Source organism: Cupriavidus sp. 2KB_3 (genome assembly GCF_052115685.1).
GTDB lineage: Bacteria > Pseudomonadota > Gammaproteobacteria > Burkholderiales > Burkholderiaceae > Cupriavidus > Cupriavidus campinensis.
In genome coordinates this window covers 15,031-32,899 of record NZ_JBFRHD010000002.1, presented here as the reverse complement: position 1 = coordinate 32,899, position 17,869 = coordinate 15,031, and the positions used below count along the sequence as shown (strand labels likewise).

At 66.5% G+C, this 17,869-nt stretch carries 18 protein-coding genes; 5 read left to right on the top strand and 13 right to left on the bottom strand.

Annotation, left to right across the window (positions count from 1 at the left end; translation table 11 throughout):
- Positions 1-196 precede the first annotated feature (196 nt).
- The 3 genes from mutM to mutY all read left to right on the top strand — a co-directional run bounded on the left by mutM (position 197) and on the right by mutY (position 4,615).
- A complete protein-coding gene (gene mutM / locus AB4120_RS01915; RefSeq protein ID WP_441641801.1) occupies positions 197-1,114 on the top strand; it encodes a bifunctional DNA-formamidopyrimidine glycosylase/DNA-(apurinic or apyrimidinic site) lyase in 918 nt (305 codons plus the stop codon).
- Positions 1,115-1,432: 318 nt separating this feature from the next.
- Complete coding sequence (locus tag AB4120_RS01910) at positions 1,433-3,376, top strand: dynamin family protein (RefSeq protein ID WP_149136780.1); 1,944 nt, start codon at positions 1,433-1,435, stop codon at positions 3,374-3,376.
- Positions 3,377-3,445: 69 nt separating this feature from the next.
- Positions 3,446-4,615 (top strand): A/G-specific adenine glycosylase, encoded by a 1,170-nt coding sequence (mutY, locus tag AB4120_RS01905; RefSeq protein ID WP_149136779.1) that lies wholly within the window; start codon positions 3,446-3,448, stop codon positions 4,613-4,615.
- 26 nt (positions 4,616-4,641) lie between these two features.
- On the opposite strand, the gene AB4120_RS01900 is transcribed toward mutY, so the two are convergent.
- From AB4120_RS01900 to AB4120_RS01850, 11 genes are all read right to left on the bottom strand, one after another.
- Entirely contained in the window at positions 4,642-5,304 is a 663-nt protein-coding gene (locus AB4120_RS01900) for an LON peptidase substrate-binding domain-containing protein (protein WP_149136778.1), read from the bottom strand.
- Positions 5,305-5,348: 44 nt separating this feature from the next.
- On the bottom strand, positions 5,349-6,248 hold the full coding sequence (gene rapZ, locus AB4120_RS01895; protein WP_441641800.1) for an RNase adapter RapZ: 900 nt from the start codon (positions 6,246-6,248) through the stop codon (positions 5,349-5,351).
- A gap of 63 nt (positions 6,249-6,311) precedes the next feature.
- Positions 6,312-6,644: a PsiF family protein gene (locus tag AB4120_RS01890; protein WP_441641799.1), complete on the bottom strand. Its 333-nt coding sequence runs from the start codon at positions 6,642-6,644 to the stop codon at positions 6,312-6,314.
- A gap of 108 nt (positions 6,645-6,752) precedes the next feature.
- Positions 6,753-7,724, bottom strand: coding sequence for an HPr(Ser) kinase/phosphatase (hprK, locus tag AB4120_RS01885; RefSeq protein ID WP_008650955.1), 972 nt, complete (start codon positions 7,722-7,724; stop codon positions 6,753-6,755).
- Positions 7,725-7,780: 56 nt separating this feature from the next.
- Positions 7,781-8,236, bottom strand: coding sequence for a PTS sugar transporter subunit IIA (locus AB4120_RS01880; RefSeq protein ID WP_092291690.1), 456 nt, complete (start codon positions 8,234-8,236; stop codon positions 7,781-7,783).
- A 476-nt stretch (positions 8,237-8,712) separates the two neighbouring features.
- A complete protein-coding gene (gene hpf / locus AB4120_RS01875; RefSeq protein ID WP_092291692.1) occupies positions 8,713-9,066 on the bottom strand; it encodes a ribosome hibernation-promoting factor, HPF/YfiA family in 354 nt (117 codons plus the stop codon).
- Between the two features lie 50 nt (positions 9,067-9,116).
- Positions 9,117-10,598 carry an RNA polymerase factor sigma-54 gene (locus tag AB4120_RS01870; RefSeq protein WP_149136775.1) on the bottom strand — a complete coding sequence of 494 codons (1,482 nt, stop codon included), beginning with the start codon at positions 10,596-10,598 and terminating at the stop codon, positions 9,117-9,119.
- Between the two features lie 131 nt (positions 10,599-10,729).
- Positions 10,730-11,530 (bottom strand): LPS export ABC transporter ATP-binding protein, encoded by an 801-nt coding sequence (gene lptB / locus AB4120_RS01865; protein ID WP_149136774.1) that lies wholly within the window; start codon positions 11,528-11,530, stop codon positions 10,730-10,732.
- A gap of 40 nt (positions 11,531-11,570) precedes the next feature.
- Positions 11,571-12,212: a lipopolysaccharide transport periplasmic protein LptA gene (gene lptA / locus AB4120_RS01860; RefSeq protein WP_144198889.1), complete on the bottom strand. Its 642-nt coding sequence runs from the start codon at positions 12,210-12,212 to the stop codon at positions 11,571-11,573.
- Between the two features lie 63 nt (positions 12,213-12,275).
- Positions 12,276-12,911 (bottom strand): LPS export ABC transporter periplasmic protein LptC, encoded by a 636-nt coding sequence (lptC, locus tag AB4120_RS01855; RefSeq protein WP_149136773.1) that lies wholly within the window; start codon positions 12,909-12,911, stop codon positions 12,276-12,278.
- 12 nt (positions 12,912-12,923) lie between these two features.
- Positions 12,924-13,907 (bottom strand): KpsF/GutQ family sugar-phosphate isomerase, encoded by a 984-nt coding sequence (locus tag AB4120_RS01850; RefSeq protein WP_149136772.1) that lies wholly within the window; start codon positions 13,905-13,907, stop codon positions 12,924-12,926.
- Positions 13,908-14,080: 173 nt separating this feature from the next.
- On the opposite strand from AB4120_RS01850, the gene AB4120_RS01845 reads away from it, so the two are divergent.
- Positions 14,081-16,063, top strand: a complete 1,983-nt coding sequence (locus tag AB4120_RS01845; RefSeq protein WP_441641798.1) for a cation:proton antiporter domain-containing protein — start codon at positions 14,081-14,083, stop codon at positions 16,061-16,063.
- Positions 16,064-16,085: 22 nt separating this feature from the next.
- On the opposite strand, the gene AB4120_RS01840 is transcribed toward AB4120_RS01845, so the two are convergent.
- Together AB4120_RS01840 and AB4120_RS01835 are read right to left on the bottom strand one after the other, a co-directional pair.
- Complete coding sequence (locus AB4120_RS01840; RefSeq protein ID WP_149136771.1) at positions 16,086-16,469, bottom strand: ribbon-helix-helix domain-containing protein; 384 nt, start codon at positions 16,467-16,469, stop codon at positions 16,086-16,088.
- A gap of 75 nt (positions 16,470-16,544) precedes the next feature.
- Entirely contained in the window at positions 16,545-17,123 is a 579-nt protein-coding gene (locus tag AB4120_RS01835; protein WP_092291708.1) for a DJ-1/PfpI family protein, read from the bottom strand.
- Between the two features lie 135 nt (positions 17,124-17,258).
- On the opposite strand from AB4120_RS01835, the gene AB4120_RS01830 reads away from it, so the two are divergent.
- Positions 17,259-17,831: an adenine phosphoribosyltransferase gene (locus AB4120_RS01830; protein ID WP_149136770.1), complete on the top strand. Its 573-nt coding sequence runs from the start codon at positions 17,259-17,261 to the stop codon at positions 17,829-17,831.
- Positions 17,832-17,869 lie beyond the last annotated feature (38 nt).

Here is a 17,869-nt window from a genome sequence, read left to right as displayed (position 1 = left end):
CGCGGGGGCGTAGGAATGGATGAGAGGCATTGTAGCCTGCCGCTACAATGCCCTGCTTGCCGCGAAGGGCCATTGCGTTTGGGAACCCGCACAGCGCGCCGCGCGCGCCACCGGTTCCTGCGAGATTGGAGCGCTGAACCGGGCAAGAGGTTCGGATGGGAAGGCCAAAGGAAGACGAGAAGGAGGTTTTGGGGCGATGCCGGAATTGCCGGAAGTGGAAGTCACGCGGCGCGGACTGCTGCCGCACGTGGTGGGGCGGCGTATTGTCGACGTGACGGTGCGTCACCGCGGCCTGCGCTGGCCGGTGGAGCCGGAACTGGAGGCGCGGCTGGCCGGGCGCGTGATCGGGCGCATCGAGCGGCGTGGCAAGTACCTGCTGTTCGAATGCCTGCCGGCGGCCGGCACCGGATATGGCGCAGCGGACCTGGAAAGCCTGGAAGGCCTGGAGGACGACAGCGCCATCGGCTGGCTGCTGATTCACCTCGGCATGACCGGCACGCTGCGGGTCTATCCCGATGCACCACCCCCGGGCACGCACGATCACCTCGACCTGGTCCTGGCTGCGCCCGACAACACCCCCGGCGCCTCCCCGGTGGTCCTGCGCTTCCGCGACCCCCGCCGTTTCGGGGCGATCATCTGGAGCCCCCTGCCCGAGGCCACCCTCGGCGAGCATCCGCTGCTGCGCAAGCTCGGTCTCGAGCCGTTCGATGCGCGCTTCGACGGCGCCTGGCTCCATCGCCATACGCGGGGCCGGTCCGTGGCGATCAAGACCGCGCTGCTGGCCGGCGAGATTGTGGTGGGCGTGGGCAATATCTATTGTTCGGAGAGCCTGTTCCGGGCCGGCATCCGGCCGACCACGGCGGCGGGCCGGCTCAGTGCCGCCCGCTGTGACAAGCTGGCCGTGGCCGTGCGCGAGACGCTGGCCGAGGCCATCGCCCGGGGCGGCAGCACGCTGCGCGACTTCGTCGGCAGTGACGGCAGCAGCGGCTACTTCCAGCTGGACTGTTTCGTCTACGACCGGGCCGGCGAGCCATGTCGCGTTTGCGGCACCCCGATCCGCCAGATCGTGCAGGGCCAGCGCTCCACCTTCTACTGCCCGCATTGCCAGCACTGACGGGCGTTTCGGCGGCTTGGCGAGCGTGACGATCCAATGTCCATACATTGTCATTCGGCATTGCCGATGGCTCCGCGCAACACTCTGTGACGGCGGCGCGCGCAAGGGGCGCGAATTCCACAAAATCCGACACAAACCATGTATCGTGTGCGCAGACATAAAAAGTTACAAAAAGCGCCGAATCTCCCACCAATGTGGCATTGATCCGGCGCGCGTCTCGTGGCGGGGTCCGAGGGTCAACGGGTAGCCTTGCGCGAGGCGGGTCGTACGAGTTCGAACCAATAAATCCGAGCCGAAACAGCGAACGCGCACAACTCCATGACGAGCCTCGCCCATCAATTCGAACAATATGGCGCCTGGAGAACCGGGGTCCTTCAGTCTCTCGCCGAATTCCAGTCGTGGCTGCAACAGTACGACCTCTATGACGCCACCGCGGATGACCGCGTCCAGCGCATTCAGAACGTTCTCAAGAGCGACCGCCTCAAGGTGGCGTTCATCGCCGAGTTCTCGCGCGGCAAGAGCGAGCTGATCAACGCCATTTTCTTTGCCGACTACGGCCGGCGCATCCTGCCGTCGTCGGCGGGCCGGACCACGATGTGTCCGACCGAGCTGCGCTACGACGAGAACGAGCAGCCGTGCATTCGCCTGCTGCCGATCGAGACGCGCCTGCACGACGCCTCCACGGCCGATTTCATGGAGCCCGGCGCGTCCAATTCGCACTGGACCACGGTGCCGCTGGACCCGTCGTCGCCCGAAGGCATGCTGGCCGCGTTCCAGCACGTGGTGGAAACCACGCGCGTGACGCCGGCCGTGGCCGAGTCGCTTGGCCTCTATAACGAGAACGACCCGGACGCCGCGTGGTCGGTCGATGCCGATGGCATGGTCGAGATCTCGCGCTGGCGCCATGCGGTGATCAACTTCCCGCACCCGCTGCTGCGCCAGGGTCTGGTCATCCTCGACACGCCGGGCCTGAACGCGATCGGTACCGAGCCGGAGCTGACGCTGCGGCTGATCCCCGATGCGCACGTGGTGGTCTTCGTGCTGGCCGCCGACGCCGGCGTGACCAAGAGCGACCTCGAACTGTGGCGCAGCCACGTGGGCGCCGGCCATCGCCGGGGCTGCCTGGCCGTGCTGAACAAGATCGACGGGCTCTGGGACCCGCTCAAGTCATCCCCGGAGATCGCCAGCGAGATTTCGCGGCAGGTCCGCTCGACGGCCCAGATCCTCGGCATCGAGGAGCGCCGCGTCTATCCGGTCTCGGCGCAGAAGGGCCTGGTCGCCAAGGTCACCCACGACCAGCCGATGCTGGTGCGCAGCAACCTGCCGCAGTTCGAGCACGTGCTGTCCGACCAGCTGATTCCGCAGCGGCGCGAGATCGTGTCCGATCAGGTGCAGCGCCTGGTGCAGGACATGTCGCGCGGCGCCCAGCAACTGCTGCAAAGCCGCCGCCGGGACATCGTCGAGCAATTGTTCGAGCTGCGCGGCCTGCGCGGCAAGAACCACGCGATGGTCAAGCACATGCTGCTGCGCGTGCAGGGCGAGAAAGAGGAATTCGAGCAGAGCATCTCGAAGTTCCAGGCGCTGCGCCTGGTCTTCGGCCGCCACAGCGCGGACATCATCAAGAGCCTGCAGTTGCGCGACGTGCGCCGCACCATGCGTGACGCCCGCGAGCAGATGAAGGAGCGCTTCTTCTCGCGCGGCCTGCGCGAGGACATGGAGGCGCTGTTCGGCCAACTGACCGGCCTGATCCACGACGCCGACCAGAAGATCGCCGGCCTGCATCAGCTGGTGGACAGCATGTATCGCCGTTTCAACGCCGAGCACGGCTTCACGCTGCCGGCGCCGATGCAGTTCGTCACGGCGCGCTACGCGGTGGAGCTGCAGGAAACGCTGCAACTGGTGAACAACCACTTCGGCACGGTGAACATGCTCACGCGTTCGCGGCCGCAGCTGGTGCAGAACGCGTTCGCAACGATGGCGAGCCGGGTTCTGGAGAATTTCCGAGACCTGAACCGCGATATCGAGATCTGGCTGAAGTCCGTGATGACGCCGCTTGAGGCGCAGGTGCGCGAGCATCAGAAGCAACTGCGCCGCCGGGTGGATTCGATCGAACGCATCCACGAGGCCACCGACACGCTGGAGAGCCGCATCGCCGAACTCGAACAGGTGCTCAACGGCCTGGACGAGCGCAGCAACAAGATCGAGGCGTTTGCCAAGGTTCTCGTCGAACCGCCAGTCGAGCAGGGCGTGCGCGCGGCCTGACCGGGCACCGCATCGCGGTATCATGTGGCGCCGCCTTCGAGCGGCGCTTTTCTTTTCCCCATCGCCGCAATGCCCCGCAAGTCAGCCGCCGCCCCCATCCTCCCAACCAGCCCCGACATTGCCGTGCCCGACGACTTCGGCGCCCGCGTGGTGACGTGGCAGCGCACCCATGGCCGGCACGACCTGCCGTGGCAGAACACGCGCGACCCGTACCGGATCTGGCTGTCCGAGATCATGCTCCAGCAGACCCAGGTGGCGGCGGTGATCGAGTACTTCCAGCGCTTTGTGACCGCGCTGCCCACCGTGGCCGCGCTGGCCGCCGCGCCGGCTGACGCCGTCATGGCGCTCTGGGCCGGCCTGGGCTACTACTCGCGCGCGCGCAACCTGCACCGCTGCGCGAAGGCGGTCATGGACGAGCACGGCGGCGTGTTCCCGACCGATCCGGCCGTGCTGGTCACGCTGCCCGGCATCGGCCGCTCGACGGCGGCGGCCATCGCCGCGTTCAGCGCCGGCGTGCGCTCGCCCATCCTCGACGGCAACGTGAAGCGCGTGTTCGCGCGCGTGTTCGGCATCCACGGCTATCCGGGCGAGCGCGCCATCGAGACGCGGATGTGGGCGCTGGCCGAGCGCGCCTTACCGCCCGCCGGCCCGCATCAGGCCGAAGACATGGTGGCCTACACGCAGGGGTTGATGGACCTGGGCGCGACGATCTGCTCGCGTGGCAAGCCGGCCTGCCTGGCCAATGCGGCGGCCTGCCCGCTGTCCGACGAATGCGTGGCCCGCCGTGAGGGCCTGACCGGCTCGCTGCCGACGCCCAAGCCGCGCGCGGCGATTCCCGAGCGCAGCACGGTCATGCTGATCATCCGTCATGGCCGCGACGTTCTCGTCAATCTACGACCCGACAGTGGCATCTGGGGCGGCCTGTGGAGCCTGCCCGAAATGCCCGTCGACACGGTGCCCTTCGATGCGGACGCCGCCGAGGACGCCGCGCGCGAGGTCGCCCGGCAATTCGGCGTGCCGACGTCTGCCACGCTGGCCGGCGAGCTGACGCATGTGTTCACGCACTTCCGCCTGTTGATCCGCGCGGTGCGGGTGGACCTTGGCGCGCTGGCGCTGCACAGCGGCGCGGACGACGGCGTCAGCCGGCGCTGGTTGTCGCTCGACGACCTCGACGCGCTAGGCACGCCAGCACCGGTGCGGCGGCTGCTCGAAGATCAGGCGCGCGGCGGCTTGTTCTAGAAAAACTCAGGAAATGGCGAGGGGCGTCAGACGATGTGATGCTGGCGCATGTAGCGGTGGACGATCTCGATGCGCATGCCGGCATCGGGCAGCGCCATCAGCATCTGCTTGGCCTTGAGCGGCACGGGCAGCAACTCGCAGAGCCGGTTGGCGACCCAACTCGGGTCGTCCCAGAGATACGGCTCGTTGAAGGGCAGGCGCGATTTGTCGGCCTGCTCGGCATGGATGGCGCTGACGATGCGCCGCAGCGCTGACAGGCATTCGCCGAGCAATTCGAGCTTGCAGTCGATCTCGTCGGGCGGCAGCAACTCCACCCGGGCCACGATCAGGCCGTCATCACGCGTGGTGTGGGAAAGGATCTGGAAGCGTTGCCGGCCGCGCGCCTCGATCAGCAGCACGCCCAGTTGTTCCATATTGCAATCGACGATATCGGCCAGGCAGCCCACGTCTTCGGGCACGGTGGGCTGGTCCGGCTGCGCCACCTCGTTGCCACTCGCGATCAGGCAGACGCCGAATGGCGTACGGTCGCGCATGCAGTTGCGCACCATGTCCACATAGCGCGCCTCGAACACGCGCAGCGGCAGGCGGCCATCGGGAAACAGTACCGTGTGGAGCGGAAACAGCGGCAGCGCGTCCAGATCAGGCGCGGGATGCGTCGAATGACCAGTGTCTGGTGGATGTGACGACATGTGATGCCGACTCCGGTTCCACTGCCAGGGAGGGACGTTGCGCGTCAGCCTGCCGGGGCAAGCTCGCGGTGTCTGACCAGCACATTACCATGTGCCCGGAAGTAGTTGGCAAGTCTTTCGGCGATAAACACCGAGCGGTGCTGGCCGCCCGTGCAGCCAATCGCCACGGTCAGGTAGCTGCGGTTATCGGCAATGAAACTTGGCAGCCACTTCTCCACATAGGCGCGGATGTCCTCGGCCATCGCCAGCACCATCGGCTGGCTTTGCAGGAAGTCGATCACCGGCACGTCGCGGCCCGTGAGCGGGCGCAGCGCGAGGTCGTAATAGGGGTTGGGCAGCGAGCGCACGTCGAAGACCATGTCCGCGTCACTCGGCACGCCATGCTTGAAGCCGAACGATTCGAACAGCAGCGTGAGTTGCTGGCTGTCGCCCCGGATCAACTCCTTGATCCAGCTGCGCAGCGTGTTGGTGCGGACGTTGCTGGTGTCAATGCGGTGCGCCGATTCGGCCAGCGGGCTCAGCAGCTCGCGCTCCATCTCGATGGCTTCGATCAGCGAGGTGTCGGGCGGTGCCGCATCGGCATTGGCGCTGCCCGGCAGGGCGGGTGCCTCGGCCACGCGCCCGGAGAGCGGGTGACGGCGGCGTGTCTCGGAGTAGCGCTGCACCAGCGCGTCGGTGTTGGCGGTCAGGAACAGCACCTGCACCTGGTGGCCGGCGGCCGCGAGCTGGCGCACGGTGTCCGGCAGCCGCGCCAGCGACTCGCGGCTGCGAATGTCGGTGGCCACGCCGAGGTGGGTGTAGCCCTGCTCGGCCAGATAGCTGGTCAGCTCGGGCAGGAATTGTGCCGGAAGGTTGTCGACGCAGTAGTAGCCTGCATCTTCCAGGACATTGAGGGCGACAGACTTGCCGGAGCCGGAGATTCCGGTGATGAGGAGGATCCGCATAGCCCTGCAAGGATAGCACCGGGTGATGGCTGCGTCATGACACCCGGCGCACAAAAGTGACGATCAGGCCGCAGGCTTGGACAGGCACTCGCTCATGAACTTCTTGTAGTCATCGCCCTTCTTGCCCTTGCCCTGCTTGCTGCAGGCGGACATCTTGTCCTGCTGGGTCTTGGGTTCCGCGGCGGCGGCCGGCTTGTTGGAGAGGCAGTCGCTCATGAACTTGTTGCGCTCGTCGCCTTTCTTGCCGGTGGCCTGGGCGTTGCAGGCCTTCATCTTGTCCTGTTGGGCGTTGGGGGCCTTGGCGCCAGATGCGGCGGGGGCCGAGGCACTCTGGGCAAACGCGCCCGTGGCAAGCAGCGGGGTCACCAGCAAACACATCGCGATCAGCTTCTTCATGCTTCTCTCCTTGGCTGTGGAAACACTACGAATGGGCCCGATCCATTGGCTCGATGCCCATTACAGCACAAACGATGGAGTGCCGGGGCGCGTTGACGCGCCCCCGCGTCAGAGCAGGCGGCCCTGGCCGCGCGAGACCACGTCCGCCTGCATGGCGGCGCGCTGGCGGTCCATGAAATCGCGCAGGGTGTCGATGCCGCGCAGGCGCAGTATCGTGTTGCGCACGGCAGCCTCCACCAGCACGGCCAGGTTGCGGCCGGCGGCCACCTGGATTTTCACCATGTGGATCGGCAGGCCCAGGACATCAAGATATTGGGAGTCCAGCGGCAGGCGTTCGAACTCGCCGTCGTTGCGGCGCACCAGCTGCACCACCAGCTTGAGCTTCATCTTCCGGCGCACGGCCGTCTCGCCGAAAATCGTCTTGATGTCGAGCAGGCCCAGGCCGCGCACTTCCAGCAGGTTCTGCAGCAGCGGCGGGCAGCGGCCCTCGATGAAGTCAGGCCCGAGTCGCACGAAATCGACGGCATCGTCGGCCACGAGGCCGTGGCCGCGCGAAATCAGTTCCAGGCCCAGTTCGCTCTTGCCCAGCCCGGACTCGCCCATGATCAGCACGCCCATGCCGAGGATGTCGAGGAACACGCCGTGCATCGTCACGCGCGGGGCGGAGATGCGCGACAGGTAGAGCCGCAGGTGGTCGATCACGGCCGCCGACGACACCGGCGTGGTGAACAGCGGCGTGGACGAGCGCGTGCAGCGCAGCTCCAGGTCCGGCGGCGGCTCCATGCCATCGGCCACGACGAGGAACGGCGGCTCGAGCAGGATCAGCTCGCCCATCTGGCGCTTGCGAGGCTCGTCGTCGAGACGCTGGTAGTACAGGATTTCCGGCTTGCCGAGCACCTGGATCCGGTTCGGGTGGATCAGGTTCAAGTGGCCGACGAGGTCCGCCGCCGAGGTGGCTTCACGGGCGAATTCCACGTCGAAGGCCCGGTCGGCGCCTTCCAGGCCGGCGACCCACGAGAGCTTGATGTCGGCTGCGTTGTCGTCGAAGATCGACTGCGAGGTGACGCCGGTGAGTTCCATGCGCGTATGACTTTCGGGGGCGGACAGGCCGTTTCAGGCGGCCGTTGGGGCGGGAGTCAGGGATGCCACTGCGTCAGCAGATCATGCACCGCTTCCGACGTGGGTAGCGTGGCGAGGCCCTCGCGCATCTCGCGGTCCGAGAGCAGCTGGGCGATTTCCGACAGGATTTCCAGATGTTGTTGCGTGGCCTGTTCCGGTACGAGCAGGAAGATCAACAGCGACACCGGCTTGCCGTCCGGCGATTCGAACGGAATCGGCTCGGCCAGGCGCATGAAGCCGGCCAGCGGCTGCTTGAGGCCCTTGATGCGGCCGTGCGGAATGGCCACGCCGGCACCCAGGCCCGTGGAACCCAGCGATTCGCGCGCGAACAGGTTATCGGTCACGGTAGCGCGGGCCACGCCATGGTTGTTCTCGAACAGGAGCCCGGCTTGCTCGAAGACCCGCTTCTTGCTGGTGACGGTGACGTCGAGATGGATGTTGCCGGGTGGCAGCAATTTGGCCAAACGATTCATGGGCGATGCGCGAGAAGTCAGGTTAGCGGGCCGGGGCGCGAAGGCCGTCCCGCCGGATACGTGGCGAAGCTAGGGTACCGAGAACTTATCTGGGACGCCCGCATTGGAGCGTCCGGCCATTATAGAGCAGGGCTCCACCGCGATTTTGCGATGCAGCGCCGGGGTCGCGGCGGTGCCACGACGTGCCGGCCGGCTTGCCCACCCGGGGTGTCCCGGGGCCGTCCTGTCGTTATTTGTATGGCGGAGCATACACCGAGCAGGGCGGCTTGCGAACACTTGTTCCCATTTTGACCGCTCCCGGGTGTCCCGGATCGTCCTCGGGCGTGGCAATAAGGTAACGAAACATTCCAGGTGCCCGCACCGCCACCGCGGCGGCGCGCGCCCATCAAAAAAGCCGCGCTGATTGCGCGGCTTGAGCTCTTCTTTTCAGTCCTCTGCAGGGTTGGCAACCGCTCTGCTTCCGGTTGCCTGCAGGTCTACTGCTGCGTCAGTTGCTGGGCGGCCATCTGGTACTTCACCGCCTCGCGATCGTGGCCCTGTACGCGGTCCTTGTAGCGGATGACCTGGCGGTCGAGCTTGTCGACCAGACAGTCGATCGCCGCATACAGATCTTCATGATGCGCTTCGACGAAGATGTCCTTCCCCTTCAGATGCAGATTGATTTCCGCGTACTGGCGCCGGTCCTTTTCCTTGTGGTTGTCCACCGATAGCAGCACGCTCACGCCGATGACCTGATCGAAATGTCTGACAATTCGCTCCAGTTTCGTTTCCACATACTCACGCAGCGGGGGCGTGATGTCGAGGTGGTGTCCACTGATCTTGAAGTTCATAGCGCTTCTCCTTCTGAAAGAGCCGCACCAGGCAGGCGGTTGCGGCTCGGCTACAAAGTCTTGCGGAGATTCACTGCGGGGATCTTGAGCGCTTCGCGGTATTTGGCCACCGTGCGGCGTGCGACCACGAAGCCTTGCTCGCCCAGCAGTTCGGCGATCCGGCTGTCGGAAAGGGGATTCCTGGGGTCTTCGGCTCCTATCAGTTGCTTGATCAGCGCGCGGATTGCCGTGGAGGAGGCCGCGCCGCCAGTCTCCGTGGAGACGTGGCTCCCAAAGAAGTACTTCAACTCGAAAGTACCCATGGGCGTGGCCATGTACTTATTCGTGGTGACCCGGGAAATGGTCGACTCATGTAAACCGAGTGTATCGGCTATTTCCCGCAAAACCAAGGGGCGCATCGCGATTTCGCCATGCGTGAAAAAGTTCTTTTGACGTTCGACAATTGCCTGAGAAACACGCAGGATCGTGTCGAATCGTTGCTGGATGTTCTTGATAAGCCACCGCGCCTCCTGAAGCTTCTGCTGCAGGCCCGCCGTCCCCGACTCACCCTTCGCGCCGCGCAGGATCTGCGCATACATGTCGTTGATGCGCAGCCGTGGCATGACGTCCGGATTGAGCGCCGCGATCCATCCGCTGCCGCTCTTGCGCACGAACACGTCGGGCACCACGAAGTCGGCTTCGGGACGGTTGAACGCATGCCCCGGATACGGCGCCAGCGAGCGAATCAGTTCGTGTGCTGCCTTCAGTGCTATTTCGTCCACCTGGAGCGCTTTCTTTAGCCGTGTGTAGTCGCGCACGGCCAGCAATTCCAGGTGATGGTTGACGATGGTCAGCGCCAGGTCGCGATGCGGGTGCTTCAGGCGCCGCAATTGCAGGCTGAGGCACTCGGCGGCATTGCGCGCGCCCACGCCGGGCGGGTCGAAGCTCTGCAGCAGGGTCAGGATCGCGTGGACTTCGTCGATCTCGAACTCGAGTTCCTCGGGCAGTTCGGTGCAGATTTCCTCGAGCGAGGCGCTCAGGTAGCCGTCATCGTCGAGCGACTCGACCAGGAAGATGGCAAGGCCCTTGTCGCGCACGGAGATCTTCAGCGGGGCCAGCTGCTCCATCAGGTGCTCGCGCAGCGTGGGCTCGGCGTCGCGCAGCTGCATCGGCGTCTTCTCGTCCTCGTCGCCCTGGGGGCGGCGGGCAAAGTCGTCGAGGCTCCAGTCGCTGCCGTAGTCCTCGCTGCCGTTGTCGTTGTAGTTGTCGTCCTCGCCGCCGGATGCACCCTCGCTGCGTGCGTCGCCGTTGGGCTGCGGCTCGGAGGAAGCCGGCGCCGGGGCGCTCTGGAGGCTGACCGAGCCATCGGCGGACACCCGCAGCGGGCTTTCGATCCAGTCGTTCTCGCGTTCGAGCAGGGGGTTTTCGGTGAGCGCCTGTTCCACTTCCTGCTGGAGTTCAAGCGTCGAGAGCTGCAACAATCGGATCGACTGTTGCAGCTGCGGGGTCAATGCCAGATGTTGCGAGAGACGAAGCTGAAGCGACGGTTTCATGCGACCTATTCTATGCGCATCCTTCCGACTATGGAACGGAAATTGCTATCGCCTATCGCTCTGGCTTCCTGATCGCCCCCGGCTGTCGCCGTGGACCGAAAGAAACGCGGCCGCACGTGGCGGCCGATGGGTCACATGCGGAAGTTTTCGCCCAGGTAGACGCGTCGCACGGACTCGTTGGCGATGATTTCCTCAGGCTGGCCGGCGGCCAGCACCGTGCCTTCGCTGATGATGTAGGCATGGTCGCAGATGCCGAGCGTCTCGCGCACGTTGTGGTCGGTAATCAGCACGCCGATATTGCGCGCCTTCAGGAAGCTCACGATGCGCTGGATTTCGCCCACGGCGATGGGGTCCACGCCGGCGAACGGTTCGTCGAGCAGGATGAAGCGCGGCGCGGAGGCCAGCGCCCGGGCAATTTCCACGCGGCGGCGCTCGCCGCCGGAGAGCGACAGCGCCGGGTTGTTGCGCAGGTGGGCGATCTGCAGGTCGTCCAGCAGCGAATCGAGGCGCCGTTCGATCTCCGCCTTCGGCAGCGACTTGCCGTTCTCGATCTGCAACTCCAGCACGGCGCGGATGTTTTCCTCGACGTTGAGCTTGCGGAAGACCGAGGCCTCCTGCGGCAGGTAGGACAGGCCCATGCGGGCGCGCTCGTGGATCGGCAGGCCGCTGATGTGCTGGTCGTCCAGCACGATGTCGCCTTCATCCAGCGCCACCAGGCCCACGATCATGTAGAACGACGTGGTCTTGCCGGCGCCGTTCGGGCCGAGCAGGCCGACCACCTCGCCGCTCTTCACGTCCAGCGAGACGTCCTTGACCACGGTGCGCGATCCGTAGCGCTTCTTCAGGTGGCGCACGACCAGCGTGCTGCTGTCGGTACGGGCGGCCGACGGGGCTGCGGAGGCGTTCGGGGCGAGCGTGGCGGAGTCGTTCATCAGGTCAATGCATGCGTGACGCGGCGGGCGCGTCCGGGGTTCAGGGCTTGCCGGGCGCGGGCGCCGGCTTCAGTTCCAGCGGCGGCGGCGCGGCGGCGCCGCTGGCCTGGTCCGCGCGCGGCGAGAGCACGGCGCGCACGCGGCCGGACGGATTGCCGGTGGAGGTGTTGTTGTCGCCGCCCGCGGCCGTGTAGTACTCGTTGCGGCTGTCGTAGGTGATCACGGCGCCGCGGATCTCGTCGACGGTCTTGGCGCCGGCGATCCGCGCCGCACGGGCATGGCCGATCAGCTTCGACATTTCCTGCTTGCCGTCGTACTCGATGCGGTCGCCCCAGCCGTCGATGTATTCATCCACGCCGTCGCGCTTCTGGCGGATATACGCCTGACGGCCCGGGTTGGCCGTGGCCACCGCGTACTGGTAGCCCTCGGGGTCGGTGCGGATCTGCGCGGCATCAGACTTCAGCACCATCGTGCCCTTGGTCAGCACCACGTTGCCGGTCAGCGTGTAGATCTGCTTCACATCGTCATAGCTGGCGTTGTTGGCCTCCAGCACCAGCGGCTTGTCCTTGTCGGCACGCTCCGCCAGCGCCGGCTGGGCCAGGGTCGCGCCAAGCGCGGCGATTGCCACCGCCAGGGCGGGCACGATGCGGCGACAGGACAACGTCGTCAGGGATGGGGTCATGGTGGTCAGCTGAGAGAATGACGGGCGATCCGTTGCCGGCGCCTGGCGTGCTTGTTGTTGTGCTTACTGCGTGGTCCGGGCCTGCCCCGACGGCGGATTCATGACGATGGTGCCGCGTACGTTGCCGAGCAATTGTACTTCGCGTGTGACATTGTTGAAGACCAGCCCGTTGGCGGTCATCACCGACGGCCCGCGCGTGAGCTGTACCGCTTTATCGGTCTTGACGATGTCGTCATTGACCAGCAACTGGAAATATTGCGACGCGGCGGTCATGCGCGGGTCCTTCGCCGCATCGACGCCGGGCTGCCGCACCAGGAAGGCATTGCCGTACAGGTCGATCACCGAGCCCTCGGCGTTCATCACGCCCCGGTCCGCGTTGACCGTGACCGGGGGGCGGTCCGGCTGGTAGGCACGCATGGCCGGCGTGGTCACCTCGTAGGTCTGGTCGTCCTCGAAATGGAGCATCTTCACGCCGGTGAAGCGCATCTTGGTGGCGCCGGTGGTGTCCAGCTCCGTGGCCGAGAAGCGGTCCATGTAGTAGTCCGCCTCATGGCGCTTGGCGCGGTTCTGCGCGGCCTCGTCCTCGTGGGGCGAGTTGATCTGCACCAGCCAGAACGTGCTGCCGGCCACCATCGCCATCAGCAGCAGCGGCAGCAGCCGCATGACCAGACCGGAGATCCTGCCGAAGAAGTCCCGCATCGCCGGCCCCGTTCAGATGACCTTGGCGCGGGTCAGGTCATGGATGTGGAGCGCGCCCACGAGCTTGCCGTTGTCATCCACCACCAGCAGCTGGTTGATGCGGTTCGCTTCCATGATCTGCACGGCTTCCACGGCCAGGTGGTCCTGGTTCACCACGTGGGGGTTGCGGTGCATGACTTCGCCGATGGGCACGGTGCGCCAGTCGCGCGGGGTTTCCAGCAGGCGGCGCAGGTCGCCGTCGGTGAACACGCCGATGGCGCGGCCGTCCGGGTCCACCACGGCCGTCATGGCCATGCCCTTGCGGGTGATTTCCATCAGTGCCTGGGCCAGCGGGGTGTTTTCACGCACCTCGGGGACACCGTTGCCGGTGCGCATGACATCGCGCACGTGGGTCAGCAGCTTGCGGCCCAGCGCGCCGCCCGGGTGCGAGCGGGCGAAGTCTTCCTCGCCAAAGCCGCGCGCGTCCAGCACGGCCACGGCCAGTGCGTCGCCCAGCGCCAGCGCCGCCGTGGTGCTGGCTGTCGGGGCCAGGTTCAGCGGGCAGGCCTCCTGGGCCACGGCGCCGTCCAGATGGGCGTCGGACAGCTTGGCGAGGTTCGATTCCGGGTTCCCGGTGACCGAGATCAGCCCGGCGCCGATGCGCTTGACGATCGGGACGATCGACAGCAGCTCGGCCGTCTCGCCGGAATTGGAGAACGCGATCAGCACGTCGTCGCGCGTGATCATGCCCAGGTCGCCGTGGCTGGCCTCGGCCGGGTGCACGAAGAACGACGGCGTGCCCGTGGACGCCAGCGTGGCCGCCACTTTGCGGCCGATGTGGCCGGACTTGCCGATGCCGGACACGACCACGCGTCCGGTGCAGCCCAGGATCATCTGGACCGCCTTGGTAAACGCGGGGGTCAGTCGGTCAGCCAGCGCGGAAACGGCGTCGGCTTCGATCTTGAGGGTGTGGCGGGCGAGCTTAAGTGCTCGTTCCGCATCGAAATTGGCTATCATGGCGACGAAGTATACCAACGAATGCGATGGCGACCGGCCCGGCTTTTTGGCCGCGGGGTCCCGGCGACCGCCGCTTGCCGTGTTTCCCCGGCGAGGCACCGATGCCGGGACGGCGCGCGTGCCCGGCCGGCTCGTTCCAGGTCAAGCCCCAAGTCTTCCCCGAAGCCCGCCGAATGCATTCTCCGCTGGAACTGACCCTCGTGCTGCTGGCCGCCGCCGTTTTCGGCGTGGTGGCCTTCCGCATGCTGCAACTGCCACCCATGCTGGGCTATCTGGCGGTTGGCATCCTGATCGGTCCCCACGCGCTCGCGCTGGCCAGCGATTCCGCCCAGACCAAGTATCTGGCCGAATTCGGCGTGGTCTTCCTGATGTTCTCGATCGGGCTCGAGTTCAACCTGGGCAAGCTCCGCTCGATGAAACGGCTCGTATTCGGGCTTGGCGGCTCCCAGGTGGTGCTGACGATGGGGTTCGTGGTGGCGGCCGGCTGGGCGCTCTCGGCGTGGACCGGCCTGTCCTGGCAGGCCTCGGTGGCGCTGGGCGGGGCGCTGGCCATGTCCTCGACGGCCATCGTCTCCAAGATGCTTTCCGAGCGCATGGAGCTGGAGGCCGAGCACGGCCGCAACATCATCAGTGTGCTGCTGTTCCAGGATCTGGCCGTGGTGCCGCTGCTGATCATCATCCCGGCGCTCTCGCGCGACCCCGGGGAGCTGGCGGCGGCGCTGGGCTTGGCCACGGTCAAGATCGTGGTGGCCCTCGGCCTGATCTTCTTCGTCGGGCAGCGGCTGATGAGCCGCTGGTTCCACGTGGTGGCGGCGCGGCGCTCGCAGGAACTGTTCATGCTGAACCTGCTGCTGGTCACGCTCGGCATGGCCGCGCTGACCGAGCGGCTGGGCTTGTCGATGGCGCTCGGCGCGTTCATGGCGGGCATGCTGATCTCGGAAACGCCCTACCGGCACCAGGTGGAGGAAGACATCAAGCCGTTCCGCGACGTGCTGCTGGGGCTGTTCTTCGTCACCATCGGCATGCTGCTGAACATCAGCGTGGTGATTGCGCACATCTGGCTGGTGCTGGGGCTGCTGTTCGTGCCGATCCTGTTCAAGCTGGTGCTGATCACGGTGCTGGCGCGGCTGTTCGGCTCGCGGCAGGGCGTGGCCATCCGTACCGGGCTGGGGCTGGCGCAGGCGGGCGAGTTCGGCTTCGTGCTGCTGAACCAGATCGACGGGATCGGGGGGCTGGTGGATCCGGTGCTGATCCAGGTCATCCTGGCCTCGATGCTGCTGTCGATGCTGGCGGCGCCGTTCCTGATCCAGTACAGCGACGCCATCGTGCTGCGTTTTGCCGCCAACGAATGGCTGATGCAGTCGCTCAACATGACCCGCATCGCCGCCCAGAGCCTGCAGACCGAGAAGCACGCGATCATCTGCGGATTTGGCCGGAGCGGGCAGAACCTGGCGCATATGCTCGAGCGCGAGGGCATCAACTACGTGGCGCTGGACCTCGACCCGGACCGCGTGCGCGAGGCCGCCGGGGCTGGCGACACCGTGGTCTATGGCGATGCCGGCCGCCGCGAGGCGCTGATCGCCGCCGGTATCCACCGCGCCGCCGCGCTGATTGTGACCTACGCCAACACGCCGTCGGCGCTGCGGGTGCTGCACCACGTGCAGGAGCTGGCGCCCGCGCTGCCCGTGATCGTGCGGACCGTGGACGATTCCGAGCTGGACACGCTCCAGAAGGCCGGCGCCACCGAGGTGGTGCCGGAGATCATCGAGGGCAGCCTGATGCTGGCCTCGCACGCGCTGGTGCTGCTGGGCGTGCCGATGCGGAGGGTGGTGCGTGGCGTGCAGCAGGCCCGCGACGCGCGCTACAGCCTGCTGCGCGGCTACTTCCACGGCCGGGACGACGAGGAGGACATGATCGAGCGTGACACTGTGCGGCTCCATTCGGTCTCGCTCGGCGCCGAGCACACGGCCGTGGGCCGCCGGCTGGGCGCGCTGGGGCTGGAGCGGATCGGGGTGGAGGTGACGGCGGTGCGCCGGCGCGGCATCCGCGCGTTCGATCCGCAGCCAGAGACCGTGCTGGAACCGGGCGATATCGTGGTGCTGCGCGGTACGCCGGAGGCGCTGGAGTCTGCCGAGGAACGGCTGCTGAAGGACTGAGCGCCTCTATATATAGAGAGGCTCAGGAATGCAGGGGCGAGCCTTCGGCGCCCCAGGACGGCGGCAGGCCGTCCAGCACTGCGCGGGCATCGAGTGAGCGGATCGGCACATGGCTATCGGCCGGAATCCGCCCCTCGCCCTGCAGCATCAGGTAGCGCAAGCAGCACACGCGCAGGAACGACGCGAAATTGGCCGACAGCGAGACCTCGCCGCGATGCGCGGCCAGCTCGTCATGGAGCCGGGTCAGCAACTGGTTGACCGTCATCGCGTCGCGCTGCGCCAGTTCTTCCAGCACTTCCCAGAACAGGTTTTCCAGGCGGATGCTGGTGGCCACGCCGTGCAGCCGCAGCGAGCGGGACTGGGTCTGGTAGGAATCCGGATTGGCCCGGACGAAGATCTCGCACATCGGCATGCCTCCTGCGACGGCGGCGCCGGGGGGGGCGCCGCGTTCGGAAGGCTCTACTGTACGTCGACTGGGTGACTACTGGGTGATCCGGGTCCCGAGCACGGTCAGGAACTGGGCCAGCCACGCCGGATGAGCCGGCCACGCCGGCGCGGTGACGAGGTTGCCGTCGGTATGGGCCTGATCGACCGGAATATCGGCGTATTTGCCGCCCGCCAGCCGTACCTCGGGCGCGCAGGCCGGGTAGGCGGAGCAGGTGCGGCCTTCGAGCACGCCGGCCGCGGCCAGCAGCTGGGCGCCGTGGCAGACCGCCGCGATGGGTTTGTTCGCCGTGGCGAAGTGGCGCACGATTTCCAGCACGCGGTCGTTCAGGCGCAGGTATTCGGGCGCACGGCCGCCCGGAATGACGATTGCGTCATAGGCAGCCGGGTCGACATCGGCAAACGTCGCGTTCAGCGTGAAATTGTGGCCGCGCTTCTCGGTGTAGGTCTGGTCGCCCTCGAAGTCGTGGATGGCCGTGGCGCAGTGGTCGCCGGCCTTCTTGTCCGGGCAGACGGCGTGGACCACGTGGCCCACCATCTGAAGTGCCTGGAAGGGCACCATGGTTTCGTAGTCTTCGGCGAAGTCGCCAACCAGCATCAGAATTTTCTTGGCCATTGCAGTCTCCTGTATGGTTACGGGTGTCCGGAGCCGGTCCAGGCCGGCCGGGCCATTGTGCGGCGGCCTTGCGCGGGGCGGGTGGTAGCCCGTTACCGCAGGCGGCACGCGATTTCCATTTCGACGCAAATCCCCATGGCAGATTCCCTCATCCAGTCCCCCGATCTCGGCGATGTCACCGGTTACCTGCGTGACCGCATTCGCACCGTACCGGACTGGCCCCAGCCCGGCGTGATGTTCCGCGACATCACCCCGCTGCTGCAGAACCCCAAGACCCTGCGCGTGCTGATCGACGTGTTCGTGCACCGCTACATGGACCAGCAGCTGGACCTCGTGGCCGGCATCGACGCGCGCGGCTTCATCCTTGGCTCGATCATCGCGTACGAGCTGAACCTGGGCTTCGTGCCGATCCGCAAGAAGGGCAAGCTGCCGTTCCAGACCGTGGCCGAGGAGTACGAACTCGAGTACGGCAGCGCCACCGTGGAGATCCACGCGGATGCCTGCAAGCCCGGTGACCGCGTGCTGCTGATCGATGACCTGATCGCCACCGGCGGCACCATGATGGCCGGCCGCAAGCTGCTGGAGCGCCTGGGCGCGACGGTGGTGGAGGGCGCCGCGATCGTTGACCTGCCCGAACTCGGCGGCTCGAAGCTGCTGCACAAGAGCGGCCTGCCGCTGTTCACGGTCTGCAATTTCGAGGGCCACTGAGCCCCGCCCCCGCGCCCGCCGTTGTTTTTCCCGCCATT

Bases quoted from the DNA above. Each gene is read 5' to 3' on its own strand.
- lptC (WP_149136773.1), bottom strand. From the start codon at position 12,911: ATGCGGGACTTCTTCGGCAGGATCTCCGGTCTGGTCATGCGGCTGCTG.
- lptA (WP_144198889.1), bottom strand. From the start codon at position 12,212: ATGACCCCATCCCTGACGACGTTGTCCTGTCGCCGCATCGTGCCCGCC.
- AB4120_RS01880 (WP_092291690.1), bottom strand. From the start codon at position 8,236: ATGAATCGTTTGGCCAAATTGCTGCCACCCGGCAACATCCATCTCGAC.
- AB4120_RS01910 (WP_149136780.1), top strand. From the start codon at position 1,433: ATGACGAGCCTCGCCCATCAATTCGAACAATATGGCGCCTGGAGAACC.
- lptB (WP_149136774.1), bottom strand. From the start codon at position 11,530: ATGAACGACTCCGCCACGCTCGCCCCGAACGCCTCCGCAGCCCCGTCG.
- AB4120_RS01900 (WP_149136778.1), bottom strand. From the start codon at position 5,304: ATGTCGTCACATCCACCAGACACTGGTCATTCGACGCATCCCGCGCCT.
- hprK (WP_008650955.1), bottom strand. From the start codon at position 7,724: ATGGAACTCACCGGCGTCACCTCGCAGTCGATCTTCGACGACAACGCA.
- AB4120_RS01870 (WP_149136775.1), bottom strand. From the start codon at position 10,598: ATGAAACCGTCGCTTCAGCTTCGTCTCTCGCAACATCTGGCATTGACC.
- AB4120_RS01830 (WP_149136770.1), top strand. From the start codon at position 17,259: ATGGCAGATTCCCTCATCCAGTCCCCCGATCTCGGCGATGTCACCGGT.
- rapZ (WP_441641800.1), bottom strand. From the start codon at position 6,248: ATGCGGATCCTCCTCATCACCGGAATCTCCGGCTCCGGCAAGTCTGTC.
- mutY (WP_149136779.1), top strand. From the start codon at position 3,446: ATGCCCCGCAAGTCAGCCGCCGCCCCCATCCTCCCAACCAGCCCCGAC.
- AB4120_RS01835 (WP_092291708.1), bottom strand. From the start codon at position 17,123: ATGGCCAAGAAAATTCTGATGCTGGTTGGCGACTTCGCCGAAGACTAC.
- AB4120_RS01840 (WP_149136771.1), bottom strand. From the start codon at position 16,469: ATGTGCGAGATCTTCGTCCGGGCCAATCCGGATTCCTACCAGACCCAG.
- hpf (WP_092291692.1), bottom strand. From the start codon at position 9,066: ATGAACTTCAAGATCAGTGGACACCACCTCGACATCACGCCCCCGCTG.
- AB4120_RS01850 (WP_149136772.1), bottom strand. From the start codon at position 13,907: ATGATAGCCAATTTCGATGCGGAACGAGCACTTAAGCTCGCCCGCCAC.
- mutM (WP_441641801.1), top strand. From the start codon at position 197: ATGCCGGAATTGCCGGAAGTGGAAGTCACGCGGCGCGGACTGCTGCCG.
- AB4120_RS01845 (WP_441641798.1), top strand. From the start codon at position 14,081: ATGCATTCTCCGCTGGAACTGACCCTCGTGCTGCTGGCCGCCGCCGTT.
- AB4120_RS01890 (WP_441641799.1), bottom strand. From the start codon at position 6,644: ATGAAGAAGCTGATCGCGATGTGTTTGCTGGTGACCCCGCTGCTTGCC.